General features: G+C 63.7%; 14 protein-coding genes and 1 pseudogene. 9 read left to right on the top strand and 6 right to left on the bottom strand.

All coding sequences use genetic code 11. From position 1 onward, the window contains the following. Nucleotides 1-48 precede the first annotated feature (48 nt). The 8 genes and pseudogenes from BFP99_RS21075 to BFP99_RS21040 all read left to right on the top strand — a co-directional run bounded on the left by BFP99_RS21075 (nucleotide 49) and on the right by BFP99_RS21040 (nucleotide 8762). Nucleotides 49-981 carry a sugar ABC transporter substrate-binding protein gene (locus tag BFP99_RS21075; RefSeq protein ID WP_065924581.1) on the top strand — a complete coding sequence of 311 codons (933 nt, stop codon included), beginning with the start codon at nucleotides 49-51 and terminating at the stop codon, nucleotides 979-981. Nucleotides 982-996: 15 nt separating this feature from the next. Further along, nucleotides 997-2508 (top strand): sugar ABC transporter ATP-binding protein, encoded by a 1512-nt coding sequence (locus BFP99_RS21070; protein ID WP_065924580.1) that lies wholly within the window; start codon nucleotides 997-999, stop codon nucleotides 2506-2508. A 413-nt stretch (nucleotides 2509-2921) separates the two neighbouring features. Next, nucleotides 2922-3686, top strand: a complete 765-nt coding sequence (locus BFP99_RS21065; RefSeq protein WP_065924579.1) for an SDR family oxidoreductase — start codon at nucleotides 2922-2924, stop codon at nucleotides 3684-3686. A gap of 11 nt (nucleotides 3687-3697) precedes the next feature. Next, the gene (locus BFP99_RS21060; RefSeq protein WP_065924578.1) at nucleotides 3698-4498 is read left to right on the top strand and encodes an SDR family oxidoreductase; all 801 of its coding nucleotides are present in this window, start codon (nucleotides 3698-3700) and stop codon (nucleotides 4496-4498) included. 45 nt (nucleotides 4499-4543) lie between these two features. Next, on the top strand, nucleotides 4544-5497 hold the full coding sequence (locus BFP99_RS21055; RefSeq protein ID WP_065948087.1) for a sugar-binding transcriptional regulator: 954 nt from the start codon (nucleotides 4544-4546) through the stop codon (nucleotides 5495-5497). A gap of 24 nt (nucleotides 5498-5521) precedes the next feature. Next, on the top strand, nucleotides 5522-6445 hold the full coding sequence (gene tal / locus BFP99_RS21050) for a transaldolase (RefSeq protein ID WP_065948086.1): 924 nt from the start codon (nucleotides 5522-5524) through the stop codon (nucleotides 6443-6445). After that, a pseudogene (locus tag BFP99_RS21045) lies at nucleotides 6442-7436 on the top strand (GlxA family transcriptional regulator). The gene tal and the pseudogene BFP99_RS21045 overlap by 4 nt, the downstream one beginning before the upstream one ends. Before the next feature lie 126 nt (nucleotides 7437-7562). After that, nucleotides 7563-8762, top strand: coding sequence for an NAD(P)/FAD-dependent oxidoreductase (locus BFP99_RS21040; protein ID WP_065948085.1), 1200 nt, complete (start codon nucleotides 7563-7565; stop codon nucleotides 8760-8762). 78 nt (nucleotides 8763-8840) lie between these two features. Here the strand turns inward: BFP99_RS21040 and BFP99_RS21035 are convergent, their stop codons facing one another. The 3 genes from BFP99_RS21035 to BFP99_RS21025 form a co-directional block, all read right to left on the bottom strand. Next, nucleotides 8841-10025, bottom strand: coding sequence for a sugar transporter (locus tag BFP99_RS21035; RefSeq protein ID WP_065924573.1), 1185 nt, complete (start codon nucleotides 10023-10025; stop codon nucleotides 8841-8843). A gap of 123 nt (nucleotides 10026-10148) precedes the next feature. After that, a complete protein-coding gene (locus tag BFP99_RS21030) occupies nucleotides 10149-10511 on the bottom strand; it encodes a hypothetical protein (RefSeq protein WP_065948084.1) in 363 nt (120 codons plus the stop codon). An 85-nt stretch (nucleotides 10512-10596) separates the two neighbouring features. After that, on the bottom strand, nucleotides 10597-11595 hold the full coding sequence (locus BFP99_RS21025) for a bile acid:sodium symporter family protein (RefSeq protein ID WP_027607273.1): 999 nt from the start codon (nucleotides 11593-11595) through the stop codon (nucleotides 10597-10599). Nucleotides 11596-11680: 85 nt separating this feature from the next. Here BFP99_RS21025 and BFP99_RS21020 point away from each other — a divergent pair, with 85 nt between their 5' ends. Next, on the top strand, nucleotides 11681-12469 hold the full coding sequence (locus BFP99_RS21020) for an AraC family transcriptional regulator (protein WP_065948083.1): 789 nt from the start codon (nucleotides 11681-11683) through the stop codon (nucleotides 12467-12469). A gap of 103 nt (nucleotides 12470-12572) precedes the next feature. Here BFP99_RS21020 and BFP99_RS21015 read toward each other — a convergent pair whose 3' ends face one another. The 3 genes from BFP99_RS21015 to BFP99_RS21005 are packed head-to-tail and all read right to left on the bottom strand — an operon-like array spanning nucleotide 12573 to nucleotide 15483. Next, nucleotides 12573-13808, bottom strand: a complete 1236-nt coding sequence (locus tag BFP99_RS21015; RefSeq protein ID WP_065948082.1) for a Zn-dependent hydrolase — start codon at nucleotides 13806-13808, stop codon at nucleotides 12573-12575. Then, nucleotides 13801-14283, bottom strand: coding sequence for an L-2-amino-thiazoline-4-carboxylic acid hydrolase (locus BFP99_RS21010; protein WP_065948081.1), 483 nt, complete (start codon nucleotides 14281-14283; stop codon nucleotides 13801-13803). Before BFP99_RS21010 ends, BFP99_RS21015 begins: the two co-directional genes overlap by 8 nt. Before the next feature lie 60 nt (nucleotides 14284-14343). Next, nucleotides 14344-15483, bottom strand: a complete 1140-nt coding sequence (locus tag BFP99_RS21005; protein ID WP_065948080.1) for a branched-chain amino acid ABC transporter substrate-binding protein — start codon at nucleotides 15481-15483, stop codon at nucleotides 14344-14346. Nucleotides 15484-15549: the final 66 nt, after the last annotated feature.

Raw genomic sequence — 15549 nt, 5'->3', positions numbered from 1 at the left:
CTGTTCGACAGTTGACACCCTCCAACAATAAAACCAGGAGTCACCGACATGTTCAGCCCCAAGAAATTGCTGTTGGCCACCGCTCTCGCCGCCGCCACCCTCACCGTTGCCGGCACCACCTGGGCCAAGGATTTGACCATCGGCCTGGCCGTGGCCAACCTGCAGGCCGACTTCTTCAACCAGATCAAGCAATCGGTGGAAGCCGAAGGCAAAGCCAAGGGGGTCAAGGTGATCACCGTGGACGCCCAGGGCAACTCCTCCACCCAGGTCAGCCAGATTGAAGACCTGATCACCCGCCAGATCGACGTGCTGATCTACATCCCGGCCGGTGCCACCGCCGCCGGTGTGCCGGTGAAAGCCGCCAAGGCTGCGGGCATCCCGGTGATCGCCGTGGACCGCAACGCCCCCGACGCACCGGGCGACACCTTTATCGCCAGCGACAGCGTGGCCGGCGCCAAGACCCTGGCCGAGTACGTGGGCAAGATCACCGACGGCAAGGGCCGCATCGCGATCCTGCAAGGCCAGATCGGTACCACCCCCGAGAATGATCGCGCCAAAGGCTTTGAAGAGGGCCTGAAAGCCTTCCCGGACCTCAAGGTCGTCGCCCAGCAACCAGCTGAATGGGCCCAGGACAAAGGCTTCGCCGTGGCCCAGGACCTGCTCCAGCGTGACCCGAACATCACCGTGTTCTTCGGCCGAGCCGATGCCATGGCCTTGGGCGCTGCCCAGGCGGTGAAAGTCGGCAACCTCGATCACAAGGTGGTCGTGGTCGGTTTCGACGGCGACGTGGCCGGGCTCAAGGCCGTGCAAAGCGGTGTGCTGAACGCGACCATGACCCAGCAGACGCAGAAAATGGGGCGCCTGGCCGTGGCCTCGGCCATCGACCTCAAAGCCGGCAAGACCCTGCCCAAGGAGCAGTTGTTGCCCACCGTGCTGACCACTAAAGAAAACGTCGCGCCGTTCCTGCAACAGCACCCGTAAGCCTTGGAGGTCGTCATGCAAGCAGCAGCCGTTGACACCGCTCGATCAGACGCGGTGCTGTGCCTGCGCAATATCAGCAAGGCCTACGGGCCGGTGCAGGTGTTGTCGCAGGTCAACGTGGACATTCGCCCCGGTGAAGTACTGGCCCTGCTCGGTGAGAACGGCGCGGGCAAGTCGACCTTGTCGTCGATCATCGCCGGGCTGGTGCAACCGGAAGCCGGGGGCAGCATGACCTGGCTCGGCGCGCCCTACGCCCCCGCTTCACCGGGGGCTGCGCTGGGCGCCGGGATCGGCCTGATCCACCAGGAAATCCGCCTGCTGCCGCAACTGTCGATTGCCGAGAACATCTTCGTCGGCCGCCTGCCCATGCGCCGTGGGCGGGTGGACCGCGAGTACATGGAGGCCCAGGCGCAGATCCAGTTAGAGCGCCTGGGGCTCAAGGTGCCGGCCTCGCGCAAGGTCGAAGGCCTGAGCGTGGCGGCCCAGCAACTGGTGGAGATCGCCAAGGCGCTGACGCTGAAGGCCAGCCTGTTGATCCTCGATGAACCCACCGCCGCATTGGGTGGCGAGGAAACCGAGCTGCTGTTCAAGCAGGTGGAACGGCTGAAGGCCGAGGGTGTGTCGTTTATCTATATCAGCCACCGCCTGGAAGAGATCGCACGCATCGCCGACCGCGTGCTGGTGCTGCGCGACGGTCGCCAGATCGCCCTGCATGCCACGGCCCAGGTGCCGGTGCGGGAGTTGGTGGAGCAGATGGTCGGGCGCAGCCTGGAGCGGATCTTTCCTGCGTTGCAGGCGCCCCAGGAGCAGGTGATGTTGCAGGTCAAGGCGTTGAGCTGCCGTGAGTTTGCCTTGCACGGCATCGACTTCAGCGTGCGTGCCGGCGAGGTATTCGGCATTGCCGGGGTGGTCGGCGCCGGGCGAACCGAGCTGGTGCGTACCATTGCCGGCGCGGCCCAGGATATTCGCGGCCATATGGTGCTGGATGGCGAGGTCCGCCAGTTGCGCTCGCCCTTCGAGGCGATCCAGGCCGGCGTGGTGCTGGTGCCCGAAGACCGCAAGCAGCAAGGCGTGGTGGTGGAGCATCGCATCGAAGACAACCTGATTTATGGCAACACCGACCTGCTGGATAAACGCGGCTGGGTGTTCCCTGCCCCACTGCGCGAATTCGCGCGCACGGCGGTGGCGCGACTGGGGGTCAAAGGTGCGCCGCAGTCGCGGATTTCCAGCTTGTCCGGCGGTAACCAGCAGAAGGTGATCATTGCAAAGTGGCTGGCGCGCAACCCGAAGGTGTTCATCCTCGATGAACCCACACGCGGCATCGACGTGGGCGCGCGGGCGGCGATTTATGAAGTGATCGCGGACCTGGCGGCCAAGGGCATGGCGGTGATTGTAGTGAGTTCCGATCTGGACGAAGTGCTGGGCTTGTCCCACCGGGTGATGGTGATGAGCCGAGGGCGGCAGATGGGGATTCTGGAGCGTGGCGAGGCCACTCCGGTTGCGGTCATGGAAATGGCCACCGCCTAGGAACCCGGTCCTCACAAACAATGGCGATCAAATGTGGGAGGGGGCTTGCCCCCGATTGCGGTGGGTATCTACACAACGTTGGCTCGGCGCTGAACGCTCGGCAGATAGGGCTGCTGTGGTGAGCGGGCTTGCCCCGCGCTGGGGCGCGAAGCGGCCCCAAAACCAGGCACCTCGGTGTGTCAGTTAAAAACACATCGCCTGTAATGGGGCTGCTTCGCAGCCCAGCGCGGGACAAGCCCGCTCACCACAGGAGAACTCGCCAGTCTCTGAAAATTATGTAAATACCTATGCCCCGATGAGGGAGTGTCAGTAGATGCATCTGTAACTGAACCACTGCTATCGGGAGCAAGTCGAGTCGTCGCACCGCCCTTCCCACAGGGGATCTACTGTGATTTCAAAAATTGGAGTTATTCATGCAGCTTTTTAGTCTTCAAGGCCAAGTGGCCTTTGTTACCGGCGCCGGCAGCGGCATTGGCCAGGCTATCGCCGTCGGGCTCGCCGAAGCGGGCGCGGATGTAGCCTGCTTTGATCTTCCGGGCAGCCCCGGCATCGCCAGCACGGTAGAACGCATCCAGGCCCTGGGCCGGCGCGCCCTGGCCCTCAGCGGCACCGTCACCGAGCGAGCTGCCCTGGATGCAGCGGTCGCGCACACCGAGCATGAGCTCGGCCCGCTCAGCGTGGCCGTCAACTGCGCCGGCATCGCCAATGCCCAGGCCGCCGAAGACCTGGAGCTGCAACGCTGGCAAACCACCCTGGACATCAACCTCACCGGCATTTTCCTCAGTTGCCAGGCCCAGGCCGCGGTGATGTTGCCGCGTGGCAAAGGCGCCATCGTCAATATCGCCTCCATGTCCGGCAGCATCGTCAACCGCGGCCTGTTGCAGGCGCACTACAACACCTCCAAGGCCGGGGTGATCCACCTGAGCAAAAGCCTGGCGATGGAATGGGCCGACAAAGGCCTGCGCGTCAACTGCATCAGCCCCGGCTACACCGCCACGCCGATGAACTCACGCCCGGAAGTCGCCGACCAGGTGAAGATCTTTGAACAGACCACGCCCATGGGCCGCATGGCCAGCGTGGACGAAATGGTCGGCCCGGCGATTTTCCTGGTCAGCCAGGCCTCGTCTTTCTGCACCGGTGTCGACCTGCTGGTCGATGGTGGTTTTGTCTGCTGGTAAGGAGTTTTGTCATGTCGCAACGTTTCAGCGGTAAAACCATCGTGATCACCGGCGCCTGCCGTGGCATCGGTGCCGGCATTGCCGAGCGCTTCGCCCAGGAAGGTGCCAACCTGGTGCTGGCCTCCAACGACCTGGAGCGCGTGACATTCACCGCCGACCAACTGGCCCGGGAATACAAGGTCGACACCCTGGCCCTGGGCATCGACGTGACCCGCGAAGAAGACATCGAAACCCTCTACCGCGAGGGTCACGCGCGCTTCGGCAGCATCGACGTGTCAGTGCAGAACGCCGGCATCATCACCATCGACCACTACGACAAGATGCCCCGCGCCGACTTCGACAAGGTGCTGCAGGTCAACACCACCGGCGTGTGGCTGGGCTGCCGGGAGGCGGCCAAGTACATGGTCAAGCAAGGCAGCGGGCGCTTGATCAACACCTCGTCCGGCCAGGGCCGCCAGGGGTTTATCTACACCCCGCACTACGCCGCCAGCAAAATGGGCGTGATCGGCATTACCCAGAGCCTGGCACTGGAACTGGCGCGGCATAACATCACGGTCAACGCGTTTTGCCCGGGCATCATCGAAAGCGAGATGTGGGACTACAACGACCGCGTATGGGGCGAGATCCTCAGCACCGACGAAAAACGCTACGCCAAGGGCGAGTTGATGGCCGAATGGGTCAGGAACATCCCCCTGCGCCGGGCCGGCAAGCCCTCGGATGTCGCCGGTCTGGTGGCGTTCCTGGCCTCGGATGACGCGGCCTACCTGACCGGCCAGGCGATCAATATCGACGGCGGCCTGATCATGTCGTAAGGGTTTGGTATCCTCACCCGCATTGATGTCATCACTGAGGCCTTCATGAGCCAGATCGAAGAACAGCGCCTGATCACCAAGATCGCGAGCCTCTATTACGAAGAGGGGCTCAAGCAGTCCGAGATTTCCGCCCAGCTGGACCTGTCCCAATCCTTTATCAGCCGTGCCCTGCGCCGGGCGCTGCAGGAAGGCGTGGTGAAGATCAGCGTGATGCGCCTGCAAGGCCTGCACCTGGAGCTGGAAAACCAATTGCAACGCCGCTACGACGTGCGCCAGGTGATCGTGGTGGAAGCCACCGAGCCCGGCAACGATGAAAGCATCAAGCAAGCCATCGGCTCGGCGGCTGCCCACTACCTGGAGACCAGCCTGTCGCCCCAGGACCATATCGGCATTTCGTCGTGGAGCAGCACCATTCGCGCCATGGTCGGCCACCTGCATGCCCAGCCGGGCAAACAAGGCGCCCAGGAAGTGGTACAACTGTTGGGCGGCGTCGGCCACAAAGGCGCGTTTGAAGCCACCCTGCTCACCCAGCGCCTGGCCACCCTGCTCAACTGCCCGGCGTTCCTGCTGCCGTCGCAAAGCATCGAGCAATCGGTGGAAAGCAAACAGCGCATCGTGCAGATGGAAGAGGTCAAGGAAGTGCTGCAACGCTTTGACAGCATCACCCTGGCGATCGTCGGCATCGGCGACCTGGAACCCTCACAGTTGCTGCGCAACAGTGGCAACTACTACACCGAGGACATGCTGCGCCTGCTGGCCGAGCGCGGTGCCGTCGGCGATATCTGCCTGCGCTACTTCGATGCCCAGGGCAAGCCGGTGCTGGAGGAAGATGAAGAATTCGTGGTCTCGGTGGCGCTGCCCAAGTTGCGCAGTATCCACCGCGTGCTCGGCCTGGCCGGCGGGCTGAACAAGGTCCAGGCCATTCGTGGCGCGCTCAAGGGCGGTTACCTGGACATCCTGATCACCGACCTGGACACCGCACAGGCCCTGAACCACTAACCCTATTTCTGGAGACTGCCGCTCATGACGTCCAAGCTCGAACAACTCAAGCAATTCACCACCGTGGTCTGCGACACCGGCGACCTCGAAGCCATCAGCCGCCTGCGCCCGGTGGACGCCACCACCAACCCGTCGCTGCTGCTCAAGGCCGCCGCGATCCCGGAATACGCCGAGCTGCTGCGCAATGCCGTCAACCTGGCCAAGGGCGACGTCGGCCTGTCCTGCGACCACTTCGCGGTGTCCGTCGGTGCCGGCATTTTGAAGGTTATCCCCGGGCGTATTTCCACCGAAGTCGACGCGCGCCTGTCCTTCGATGAAGACGCGCTGTGGGCCAAGGCCAACCAGTTGATCGCCCTGTACGACCAGGCCGGTATCAGCCGCGACCGCGTGCTGATCAAACTCGCCTCCACCTGGGAAGGCATCCGCACGGCCGAACGCCTGGAAAAAGCCGGCATCCAGACCAACCTCACCCTGCTGTTCTCCTTCGCCCAGGCCCAGGCCTGCGCCGATGCCGGGGTGTTCCTGATCTCACCGTTCGTGGGCCGCATCTACGACTGGTACCGCAAGAACACCGGCCTGGACTACACCGGCGCTGATGACCCAGGCGTGCAATCGGTGACGCGCATCTACAACTACTACAAGGCCAACCAGATCAACACCGTGGTGATGGGCGCGAGCTTCCGCACCCTCAGCCAGATCGAACAGCTGGCGGGGTGCGATCGCCTGACCATCAGCCCGGAGCTGCTGCAGAAGCTCGACGAAGACCAGGGCACGCTGGCGCGCAAATTGGTGCCGGTGACCGAAGGCGAAGCGCGTCAGCCAATGAACGAAGCGCAGTTCCGCTGGGCGTCGAACGAAGATGCGATGGCCACTGAGAAACTCGCGGAAGGGATTCGACAGTTTGCACGGGACCAGGAAAAACTCGAGGCGGTGTTGTCGGCGCTATGAACCCCGTCCAGCCGCTCGGCCAGTCGCGCACCTTGGTGTTCCTGGCCTACCCGCAAATGGGCCTGCTCGACCTGACCGGTGCCCAGACCGTGTTCTGGGCTGCCACCAAGGCCATGGTCGAGCGTGGCCTGCCGGGCTATGTGGTGCACACCGCCAGCCTGGCGGGCGGCTTGATGCCGACGGCCGAAGGATTGAGCGTCGACACCTGCCATTGGCGCAATTTGACCCCGCCGCCCTGGACACCTTGATCGTACCCGGCGCCCCCGCCATTCAACAGGCGCTGGCCGCCAACACCGACCTGGTGGACTGGCTGCGTCACGCCTCCACTCGGGCCCGGCGCACGGCCTCGGTGTGCAGCGGCACCTTCCTGCTGGCCCAGGCCGGCTTGCTCCAGGGCCGGCGTGCTGCCACGCACTGGGCGATGTGCGACATGCTCAAGCGCGGGTTCCCCAACATCGATGTGGACATGGACGCAATCTTTGTCCAGCAAGGCAATGTGTGGACGTCGGCAGGCGTGAGTGCCGGCATCGACCTTGCGCTGGCGTTGGTAGAGGCCGATTGCGGGCGTCACGTCGCCCTGCAAGTGGCACGGGAACTGGTGGTGTTTCTCAAAAGGCCTGGCGGCCAGGCCCAGTTCAGCCAACTGCTGCAAGCCCAGACCGACGACACTGCCGGTTTCGATGCGTTGCACCTGTGGATCGCCGACAACCTCAGTGACCGCGAGCTTACGGTGGAGCGCCTGGCGGAACAAAGCCGCATGAGCCCGCGCAACTTCGCCCGGGTCTACAAGCAAAAAACCGGGCGCACCCCGGCCAAGGCCATCGAGTTGTTTCGCGTGGAGGCGGCGCGGCGCCTGCTGGAAGACTCCCAGCGCAACATCGACCAGGTGGCGCACCTGTGTGGCTTTGGCGATGAAGAGCGCATGCGCTACACCTTCCATCGCCACCTTGCGATTTCCCCTCGCGACTACCGCGCGCGCTTTTCCCGCTGACGGCAGGCCGCTTGGCAGTTATTCAGGGTTTTCTGTCCTACCCGCCAAACCGCGGCGCTCTTAGAGTAGGCCGGTAACGCATTGCGCCTTGAGCAATCGTATCGACCTGGTCCCTGGAGCATCCCCATGAAGCAGCACATCCTTATCATCGGCGCCGGGTTCGGCGGTGTCTGGAGCGCCTTGAGCGCCGCGCGCCTGCTGGATAAACATGATCGCCATGACGTGCAGATCAGCGTCCTGGCCCCACAGCCGGCGCTACGTATTCGCCCACGTTTCTACGAGGCCGAAGTGCATGCCATGCAGGCACCGCTGGGCCCATTGTTTGCGGCAGTCGGCGTGGACTTCATCGAGGGCGCCGCCGACCGCATCGATGAACACGGCAAGCAGGTGACCTACCGCAACACGGCAGGCATCCCCACCACCCTCAAGTACGACCGCCTGGTGCTGGCCGCCGGCAGTCGTCTCAATCGCCCGCAGATGGAAGGCCTCCAGCACGTGTTCGATGTGGACCAGATCGAAGACGCCACGCGCCTCGAAGCCCATATCAAGGGTTTGAAAAACCTGCCCGACAGCCCGGCACGCAACACCGTGGTGGTGGCCGGCGGCGGGTTTACCGGGATCGAGACCGCCACCGAAATGCCGGCACGCCTGCGCGCAGCACTGGGTGACGACGCCACTATCCGTGTGATCGTGGTGGACCGTGGCCCGCAGATCGGGGCATCCATGGGCGATGGCATTCGCCCGTCCATCGTCGAAGCCAGCCAACACCTGGGCCTCGAATGGCGATTGAACACCTCCGTGGCCGCGGTGGATGCCGGCGGCGTGACCCTGGCCGATGGGCAGCGCATCGAGTCCAGCACCGTGATCTGGACCATCGGCTTTCGCGCCAACCCGCTGACCGAACAAGTCAGCGGCACCCTTGACCCCCAGGGCCGCCTGCATGTGGACGGCAACCTCAAGGTGAAGGGCCAGGCCGATGTCTTTGCCGCCGGTGATGTGGCCTACGCCGCCACCGACGACCTCGGTCACTTCGCCGGCATGTCCTGCCAGCACGCCATCGCCCTGGGCCGCTACGCCGGCAACAACGTCGCCGCCGACCTGATCGGCGTGGCCCCGATGACCTACAGCCAGCCCAAATACGTCACCTGCCTCGACCTCGGGGCCTGGGGCGCGGTGTACACCGAGGGCTGGGATCGTCAACTCAAGCTGGTGGGCCAGGAAGCCAAGGAGCTCAAGCAGCAGATCAACACGGTGTGGATCTACCCGCCAGCCGCCGAACGGGCCACCGCCCTGGCGGCGGCTGACCCGCTGATTCCGGTGGCCTGACGCCCCACACCCGGTGCCCGCCAGCCCACTGTTTGCTGGCGAGCATAAATGCCAGGAGCGATCAGGCTCGCTCCTGCCTCAGCTTTGCGCGACACCCGTCCCAAACTTGCGAATCGCCAGGCAATACCCGATCAATGCCAGCGCCGCCAGCAACCCGCCCGCCAGGCCGACCCAGGCGAAGCCGAAGTGGCTGCCGACCCAACTGCCCATCAGGGCGCCACCGCCAATGCCGATGTTGTAGATACCGGAGAACATCGCCATGGCCACGTCGGTGGCGTCCGGGGCCAGCACCAGCACCTTCGATTGCATGGCGAGGCCGAAGCCCATGATCGCCATGCCCCAGAACACGCTGAGGATCACCAGGTACGACTCGGCACCGCTCAACGGCAGCATCAGCGCCAGGCACGCGGCCAGGATAAACACCGCGCCGACCACGAACAGGTGGGGGTTGAAGCGGTGCACCAGGCTGAACAACAGCGAACCGATGATGCCCGCGCCGCCGAACACCAGCAGGATCAGGGTCACCGCGCTGCCGCTCATGCCGGCCACGCCTTCGACGAAGGGTTCGATGTAGCTGTAGGCGGTGAATTGCGCGGTCACGGTCATGGCGGTGAGCACATACAACGCCACCAGCGCCGGACGCTTGAACAGCAGTGGCAGGCTACGCAGGGAACCGGAGTTCTGGCTCGGCAGCAAGGGCAAGGTGCGCGCCAGCCAGAACACCAGGGCGGCGGCGAACGCGCCGATCACCAGGAACGTGGTGCGCCAACCCATGGCTTCGCCGAGCAGACGCCCCAGGGGAATACCCAGCACCATCGCCAGGGACGTACCGGTGGCGAGCAGTCCGAGGGCTTGCACCTGCTTGCCTTCCGGCGCCAGGCGCACCGCCAGGGACGCGGTGATCGACCAGAACAGTGCATGGGACAAGGCAATGCCGACGCGACTGACCATCAACAGGCCGAAGCTGGTGGCGACGCTGGACAAGATGTGGCTGGCGATAAACAGGCAGAACAGCACGATCAGCAGCTTGCGTCGCTCGACGTTACGCGTCAGCAGCATCACCGGCAGCGAGGTCAGGGACACGATCCAGGCATAAATGGTGAGCATCAGGCCGACGCTGGACACGGGCATGTCGAAGCTGGCGCCAATGGCGCTGAGCAGGCCGACGGGGACGAATTCAGTGGTATTGAACACAAACGCGGCCAGCGCCAGGGCGATGACCGGTTGCCAGTTGGCTTGGGGGGTTGCGGCTGAAATGCTCATTGAAGGGCGAGGTACTCTGGCGATGATCAAGCGGCCACCCAGGACAAGCGCCGCCGCCTGGCATTCTATAGGTTTATCGGCCGTCTGTTGATGCTCATCCCCCTCAAAATACCCTCAGTTTTGTCACGGTGCCGTCATGGTGACCACGTAGTTGCCTGACTGGATCGGCTGGCCGAGGCTGTCCACCAACAGGTACGTCTGGTCGTAATAACGCCCGCTGCCGCTGTCCGCCACCAGCCGCAGACTGGCCCCGTTGACGCTGGCGACCGGCGCCATACTGCGGACATCGAACCGATTGCCACGGCTGGCGCTCGGGCAACCTGTCACGTCCATCCGGGCACCGCTGTGCGCATTTGTCGCACACAAGGGTTCGACAATGCTGCCCGTGAACCTGATGGTGCCTTGACCCGCCGGCTGCGCCGCGCCGCAGGTGCTTGCCCAAAGGCAAAGGAGACAGGTAGCTGCCGAAAAACCGTTGATACGCATGCTGATACTCCTTCCTGGGCTATTAGGAAGTAAGTCGTCAGCAAAGGCACTAACTTGAGGTTATTCGTCCTAGCGCAACAAACGGTTAAGGATCCACCTGCGCCATCAACTCCGGAATGCTCTCCGGCCGCTTGGCATAACGCTGCGCCAACGCCGCACAGACCATCAACTGGATCTGGTGAAACAGCATCAAGGGCAAAATCAGCACGCCCATGCTCGCCCCGGCGAACAGCACCTGGGCCATCGGCACACCCGTGGCCAGGCTCTTCTTCGAGCCGCAGAACAGGATGGTGATGCGGTCTTCCTGATTAAAGCCAAAAGCCTTGCCCAACAGGGTGGACGCCACCAGCACCAAGGCCAGCAACACGCAGCAGGCCACCACCAGGCCGCCCAGTTCCCACAGCGGGATCTGGTGCCAGATGCCTTCGTTGACCGCTTCGCTGAACGCGCCGTACACCACCAGCAGGATCGAACCCTGGTCGACGAACTTCAGCCAGGCTTTATTGCGCCCCACCCATGCGCCGATCCAGCGGCGGGCGATCTGCCCGGCGATAAACGGCAGCAGCAGTTGCACGCTGATTTTCAGGATCGCATCGACGGTGGAGCTGCCTTCGCCATGCACATTGAGCAACAACGTCACCAGCAATGGCGTGAGGAAGATGCCGAACAGGCTGGAGGCCGCCGCGCTGCAGATCGCCGCCGGGATATTGCCCCGTGCCAACGAAGTAAAGGCAATCGCCGATTGCACCGTGGCAGGCAAGGCGCAGAGATAAAGCATGCCCATGTACAGGTCTTTGCCGATCAGCGGCGACAACACCGGTTTGAGCGCCAGGCCCAACAGCGGGAACAGCACAAAGGTCAGGCTGAACACCAGCAGGTGCAGGCGCCAATGGCCCGCGCCGGCGACGATGGCCTGGCGCGACAGCTTGGCGCCGTGCAAGAAGAACAACAGCGCGATGGCCAGGTTGGTGACCCAGCCGAAGGCCACGGCGGTCTGGCCGCTGGCGGGCAGCAGGGAGGCGAGGATCACCGTGGCGATCAAGGTCAGGGTGAAGTTGTCGGGCAGAAAACGGGGGCGAGTCATAAGCGAATCTTCCGGGGGTTGCCAAGAGCGTCATGGCGACTCTAACGTAACGCTTTGTTACCGACTAACGCCAATGAGCCAGTAAATGCCGCCTAAAGGACATGCCAATACCGTACGCCGCAGTGTGCCTGGGCTTTCCAGCCTGCCACGGCCGGTGTATGGGCGCACCGAATCGCTGCCCAACCGCGCCCTGACCCGCCGGCACAGCCACCCGTGGGTGCAATTGTCCTACGCCATTTCCGGGGTGCTGGAGATCCAGACCAGCGCCGGCCGCTTCGTCGCACCGCCCCAGCGGGCGGTGTGGATCCCCGCGGGCATGCCGCATCGGGTGTACAGCTCGCCCCACACCGAGATGCGCAGCCTGTACCTCGATTGCAGCGTCACCAGTTGGGCCGCCGAACGCTGCCAGGTGCTGGAGGTGAGCAGCCTGCTGCGCGAGTTGATCCGCAGCTTCAGCGAGTTGCCGGTGGAATATGCCGAGGACGGGCCGGATGGGCGCCTGGTCCAGGTAGTGCTCGATCAACTCGCCGCAGCGCCCAAGGTCGACTTGATGCTGCCATTGCCCCATGACCCAAGGTTGCGACAGATCTACCGCAGCTTGAGCCTGCGCCCGGAACAGCAAACTACCCTGGGACACTGGAGCGAGAAACTGGGGGTCAGCGAAAAGACGCTGAGCCGCCTGTTTTTGAAGGACACCGGCCTGACATTTCGAGCCTGGCGCCAGCGTTTAAGGTTATTGAGCGCCCTGCCCGCCCTGGAGCAAGGCGAACGGGTCACCGATGTGGCGTTGAATTGTGGCTATGAGTCCACCTCGGCGTTCATCAACGCGTTTCGGCAGCAGTTCGATGCCACGCCCGGTGAGTTCTTCCGCTGACCTCACCGACGATGAAGAATCACTGTGGGGAGGCCCCCCTACCTCTTCGACGTAGCGCGTCTAGAGGGAGTTTGCTCCCCCCACATCAGACTTGTATGTACCTTCAGATCCCAGCCTTGGCCAGGATGGCCTGGAGCAACACATCCGCCCCTGCCGTCGACCACTCGGGGAAGATCTCCTCCGCTTCGTTATGGCTCAGCCCGTCCACGCACGGTACGAAGATCATCGCGGTCGGCGCCACCTGGTTCAGGTAGCAGGCGTCGTGCCCGGCGCCGGAGATCATCGGCCGATGGCTGTAGCCCAACGCCTCGGCGGACGCGCGTACCACCTCTACACAATCGCTGTCGAAGGCAATCGGTGCGTACTGGAAGATCTGCTTAACGCTGTGCTGCAAGCCGATGCCTTCGGCGATGTGCGCCACGGCGTCGCGCAATTGCCGGTCCTGGCGTGCCAGCACGGCCTCGTCCGGGTGCCGGAATTCCACGCTGAAAAACACCCGTCCCGGCACCACGTTGCGCGAGTTGGGAAAGATATTCGCCATGCCCACCGTGGCCCGTCCTTCCGCGCCCTGCTCCAGGCCCAGCCCATTCACGGCCTCGACCACACGGGCAAAACCGAGCAGCGCATCCAGGCGATGGTCCATCGGGGTGGTGCCGGCATGGGCGCTGCGCCCGCTCAATTCGACTTCGTACCAACGCTGGCCCTGGGCACCGGTGACCACGCCAATGGTGATGCCCTGGGCTTCGAGGATCGGGCCTTGTTCGATATGCAGTTCAAAGGCGGCATGCACCGCCTGGCCACCCACCGGGTGGGGGCCGGCATAGCCGATCTGCTGCAAGGCCTGGCCGATGGTCACGCCGGCCTTGTCCACACGGGACAACCCGTATTCCAGGTCGAACACGCCAGCGTAGACGCCGGAGGAAATCATCGCCGGGGCAAAGCGCGAGCCCTCTTCGTTGGTCCAGTTGACCACTTCGATGGGCCGGTCGGTTTCAATCCCCAGGTCGTTCAGGGTGCGCAGCACTTCCACTCCGGCGAGTACGCCATAGATGCCGTCGTACTTGCCGCCGAAGGGTTGGGAATCGCCGTGGGAGCCGGTCATCACCGGTGCCAGGTGGTCATGGCGCCCGGCGCGACGCGCAAATATATTGCCCATGGCGTCCACCCGTACCGTGCAACCGGCCGCAGTGCACCAGTGCACGAACAGATCGCGGCCACGCCGGTCCTCGTCGGTCAATGCCAGGCGCGACACACCGCCCTTTTCGGTGGCACCGATCTGCGCCATCTCCATCAACGAAGCCCACAGGCGTTCGCCGTTGACCCGTGCCAGGTTACTCATGGGGTTTGGCCCGATAACGGAAGTCGCAGTGGTGCGCGCCGCCCATGATGGTCTGGGTGCGGGTCAGTTCGATGTCCGGGTTGTAGCCGACGATAAACAGCTCGTCGCGGTTGCACGACAGCAAGTGGCCGATCTCGCCCAGGCCCATCTCGTGGTACATCTCGGCGTAGCGGCAGCGCTTGACGTCGTAGTCATAGTGCTCGGCATCGCTGGCGATGATCTCGACCTTGAGCGCGTCATCCTTCTCCCACAGCACTTGCAACTCCACAAAGCTCTTGAGGTCGGCGCCCTGCTCTTCCAGTGCGGCAAAATGCTTGCCGGCCTGGATCGCCGCATTGCCCACGGCTTCGCCGATCACGGCGGCGGCAAAGTCCTTGCCCTGCTCGCGCTTGAGGATCTCGTAGATGGGCTTGATGATTTCCGCCTCGATCCGGCGCCGGGCAAGGATGCCCAGTTCACCTTCCAGTTTGCTCATTGCATCTCTCCATTGACCCTTGCAGGAGCGAGCCAGCTCGCACCTGCAGAGGGGGTGGGTTTATTGGCCGCCCGCCACACTCACCGGCTGCCATTGATTGGCCTTGACCTGGTAAACGGTGAACGACGGTTGCTTCAAGTTGCCCTCGGCATCGAACGCAATCGTGCCAGTCACGCCCGGATAGCTGATGGCGCGCAGCACCGGCAGGTACTTCTGTGGGTCGGTGGATCCGGCCTTCTCGATGGCCGCCACCAACACACCAACGCCGTCATAGGCAAACGGTGCATGCAGTTCGATCGCGGTTTTGTAGCGTTCTTTATAGGCCTGTTCGAACGCCTTGCCACCCGGCATCTGCGCAATCGCCAGGCCCGGCTCCAAGGCAATCACGCCCTCGCCTTCGTTCTGCGCCAGTTGCAGGAAAGTCTGGCTGACAAACCCACCGGCGCCCATCAGCGGTGCCTTGATCCCCAACTGCTTGATACGCCGGGCCAGCGGTGCAGCCTGGGCGTCGACGCCGCCGAAGAAGATCAGGTCAGGGTTCTGGCTACGAATATTGGTCAGCACGGCACTGAAGTCGATGGTCTTGTCGTCCACGTATTCGCGGGCAACCACCTTGGCACCACCGGCCTCGATGGATTTGACGAACTGGTCCGCCAGGCCCTGGCCGAATGCGGTGCGGTCGTCGATCACGGCAATACGCTGGGCTTTCAAGGTGTTCAACGCATAGCGGCCGGCCACCTGGCCGCCATCGTCGTCGTGGCCCATGATGCGAAAGCTGGTGTCGAAGCCCTGCTGGGTGTAGGCATGCCCGGTAGCGACTGGCGCCACCTGGGCGATACCGGCGTCGTGGTAGACCCGCGCCGCCGGGATGCTGGTGCCGGTGTTCCAGTGGCCGACCACGCCGACCACGCCCTCATCCACCAGGCGTTGGGCAACGGTCACGGCGGTGCGCGGGTCGGACTGGTCGTCTTCGGACACCAGCTTGAAGGTCACCGCCTCACCATTGATTGTCGGGTGCTTGGCGTTAGCCTGGTCGATGGCCAGTTGCGCGCCATTTTCCAGGTCTTTACCAATCCGTGCCGAGGGCCCGGTCAAGGGACCGGCCAGGCCGATCAGCACGGTCTGGTCGGCCTGGGCCATGGCGCTCGCCAGGCTGCTCAGGGCCAGGCCAATCAGTGCGGTTTTGTTGAAAGTCTTCATCAGTCGTTCCTGTTTCTTTTCGGGCGGGTCGGAACACGCCGGGCGTCCGGTAGCGTCATGGGTGTT

Origin of the sequence: Pseudomonas sp. 1 R 17 (genome assembly GCF_900067035.1) — a bacterium.
Taxonomy (GTDB): Bacteria; Pseudomonadota; Gammaproteobacteria; order Pseudomonadales; family Pseudomonadaceae; genus Aquipseudomonas; species Aquipseudomonas marginalis.
The sequence above is the reverse complement of the archived record's forward strand: the minus strand, read 5'-3'. Positions and strand labels throughout refer to the sequence as shown.

Coding starts and splice junctions, on each gene's coding strand:
- BFP99_RS21055 (WP_065948087.1), top strand. CDS start 4,544: ATGAGCCAGATCGAAGAACAGCGCCTGATCACCAAGATCGCGAGCCTC.
- BFP99_RS21030 (WP_065948084.1), bottom strand. CDS start 10,511: ATGCGTATCAACGGTTTTTCGGCAGCTACCTGTCTCCTTTGCCTTTGG.
- BFP99_RS21010 (WP_065948081.1), bottom strand. CDS start 14,283: ATGAGCAAACTGGAAGGTGAACTGGGCATCCTTGCCCGGCGCCGGATC.
- BFP99_RS21025 (WP_027607273.1), bottom strand. CDS start 11,595: ATGACTCGCCCCCGTTTTCTGCCCGACAACTTCACCCTGACCTTGATC.
- BFP99_RS21065 (WP_065924579.1), top strand. CDS start 2,922: ATGCAGCTTTTTAGTCTTCAAGGCCAAGTGGCCTTTGTTACCGGCGCC.
- BFP99_RS21015 (WP_065948082.1), bottom strand. CDS start 13,808: ATGAGTAACCTGGCACGGGTCAACGGCGAACGCCTGTGGGCTTCGTTG.
- BFP99_RS21040 (WP_065948085.1), top strand. CDS start 7,563: ATGAAGCAGCACATCCTTATCATCGGCGCCGGGTTCGGCGGTGTCTGG.
- BFP99_RS21075 (WP_065924581.1), top strand. CDS start 49: ATGTTCAGCCCCAAGAAATTGCTGTTGGCCACCGCTCTCGCCGCCGCC.
- BFP99_RS21035 (WP_065924573.1), bottom strand. CDS start 10,025: ATGAGCATTTCAGCCGCAACCCCCCAAGCCAACTGGCAACCGGTCATC.
- BFP99_RS21070 (WP_065924580.1), top strand. CDS start 997: ATGCAAGCAGCAGCCGTTGACACCGCTCGATCAGACGCGGTGCTGTGC.
- BFP99_RS21005 (WP_065948080.1), bottom strand. CDS start 15,483: ATGAAGACTTTCAACAAAACCGCACTGATTGGCCTGGCCCTGAGCAGC.
- BFP99_RS21020 (WP_065948083.1), top strand. CDS start 11,681: ATGCCGCCTAAAGGACATGCCAATACCGTACGCCGCAGTGTGCCTGGG.
- BFP99_RS21060 (WP_065924578.1), top strand. CDS start 3,698: ATGTCGCAACGTTTCAGCGGTAAAACCATCGTGATCACCGGCGCCTGC.
- tal (WP_065948086.1), top strand. CDS start 5,522: ATGACGTCCAAGCTCGAACAACTCAAGCAATTCACCACCGTGGTCTGC.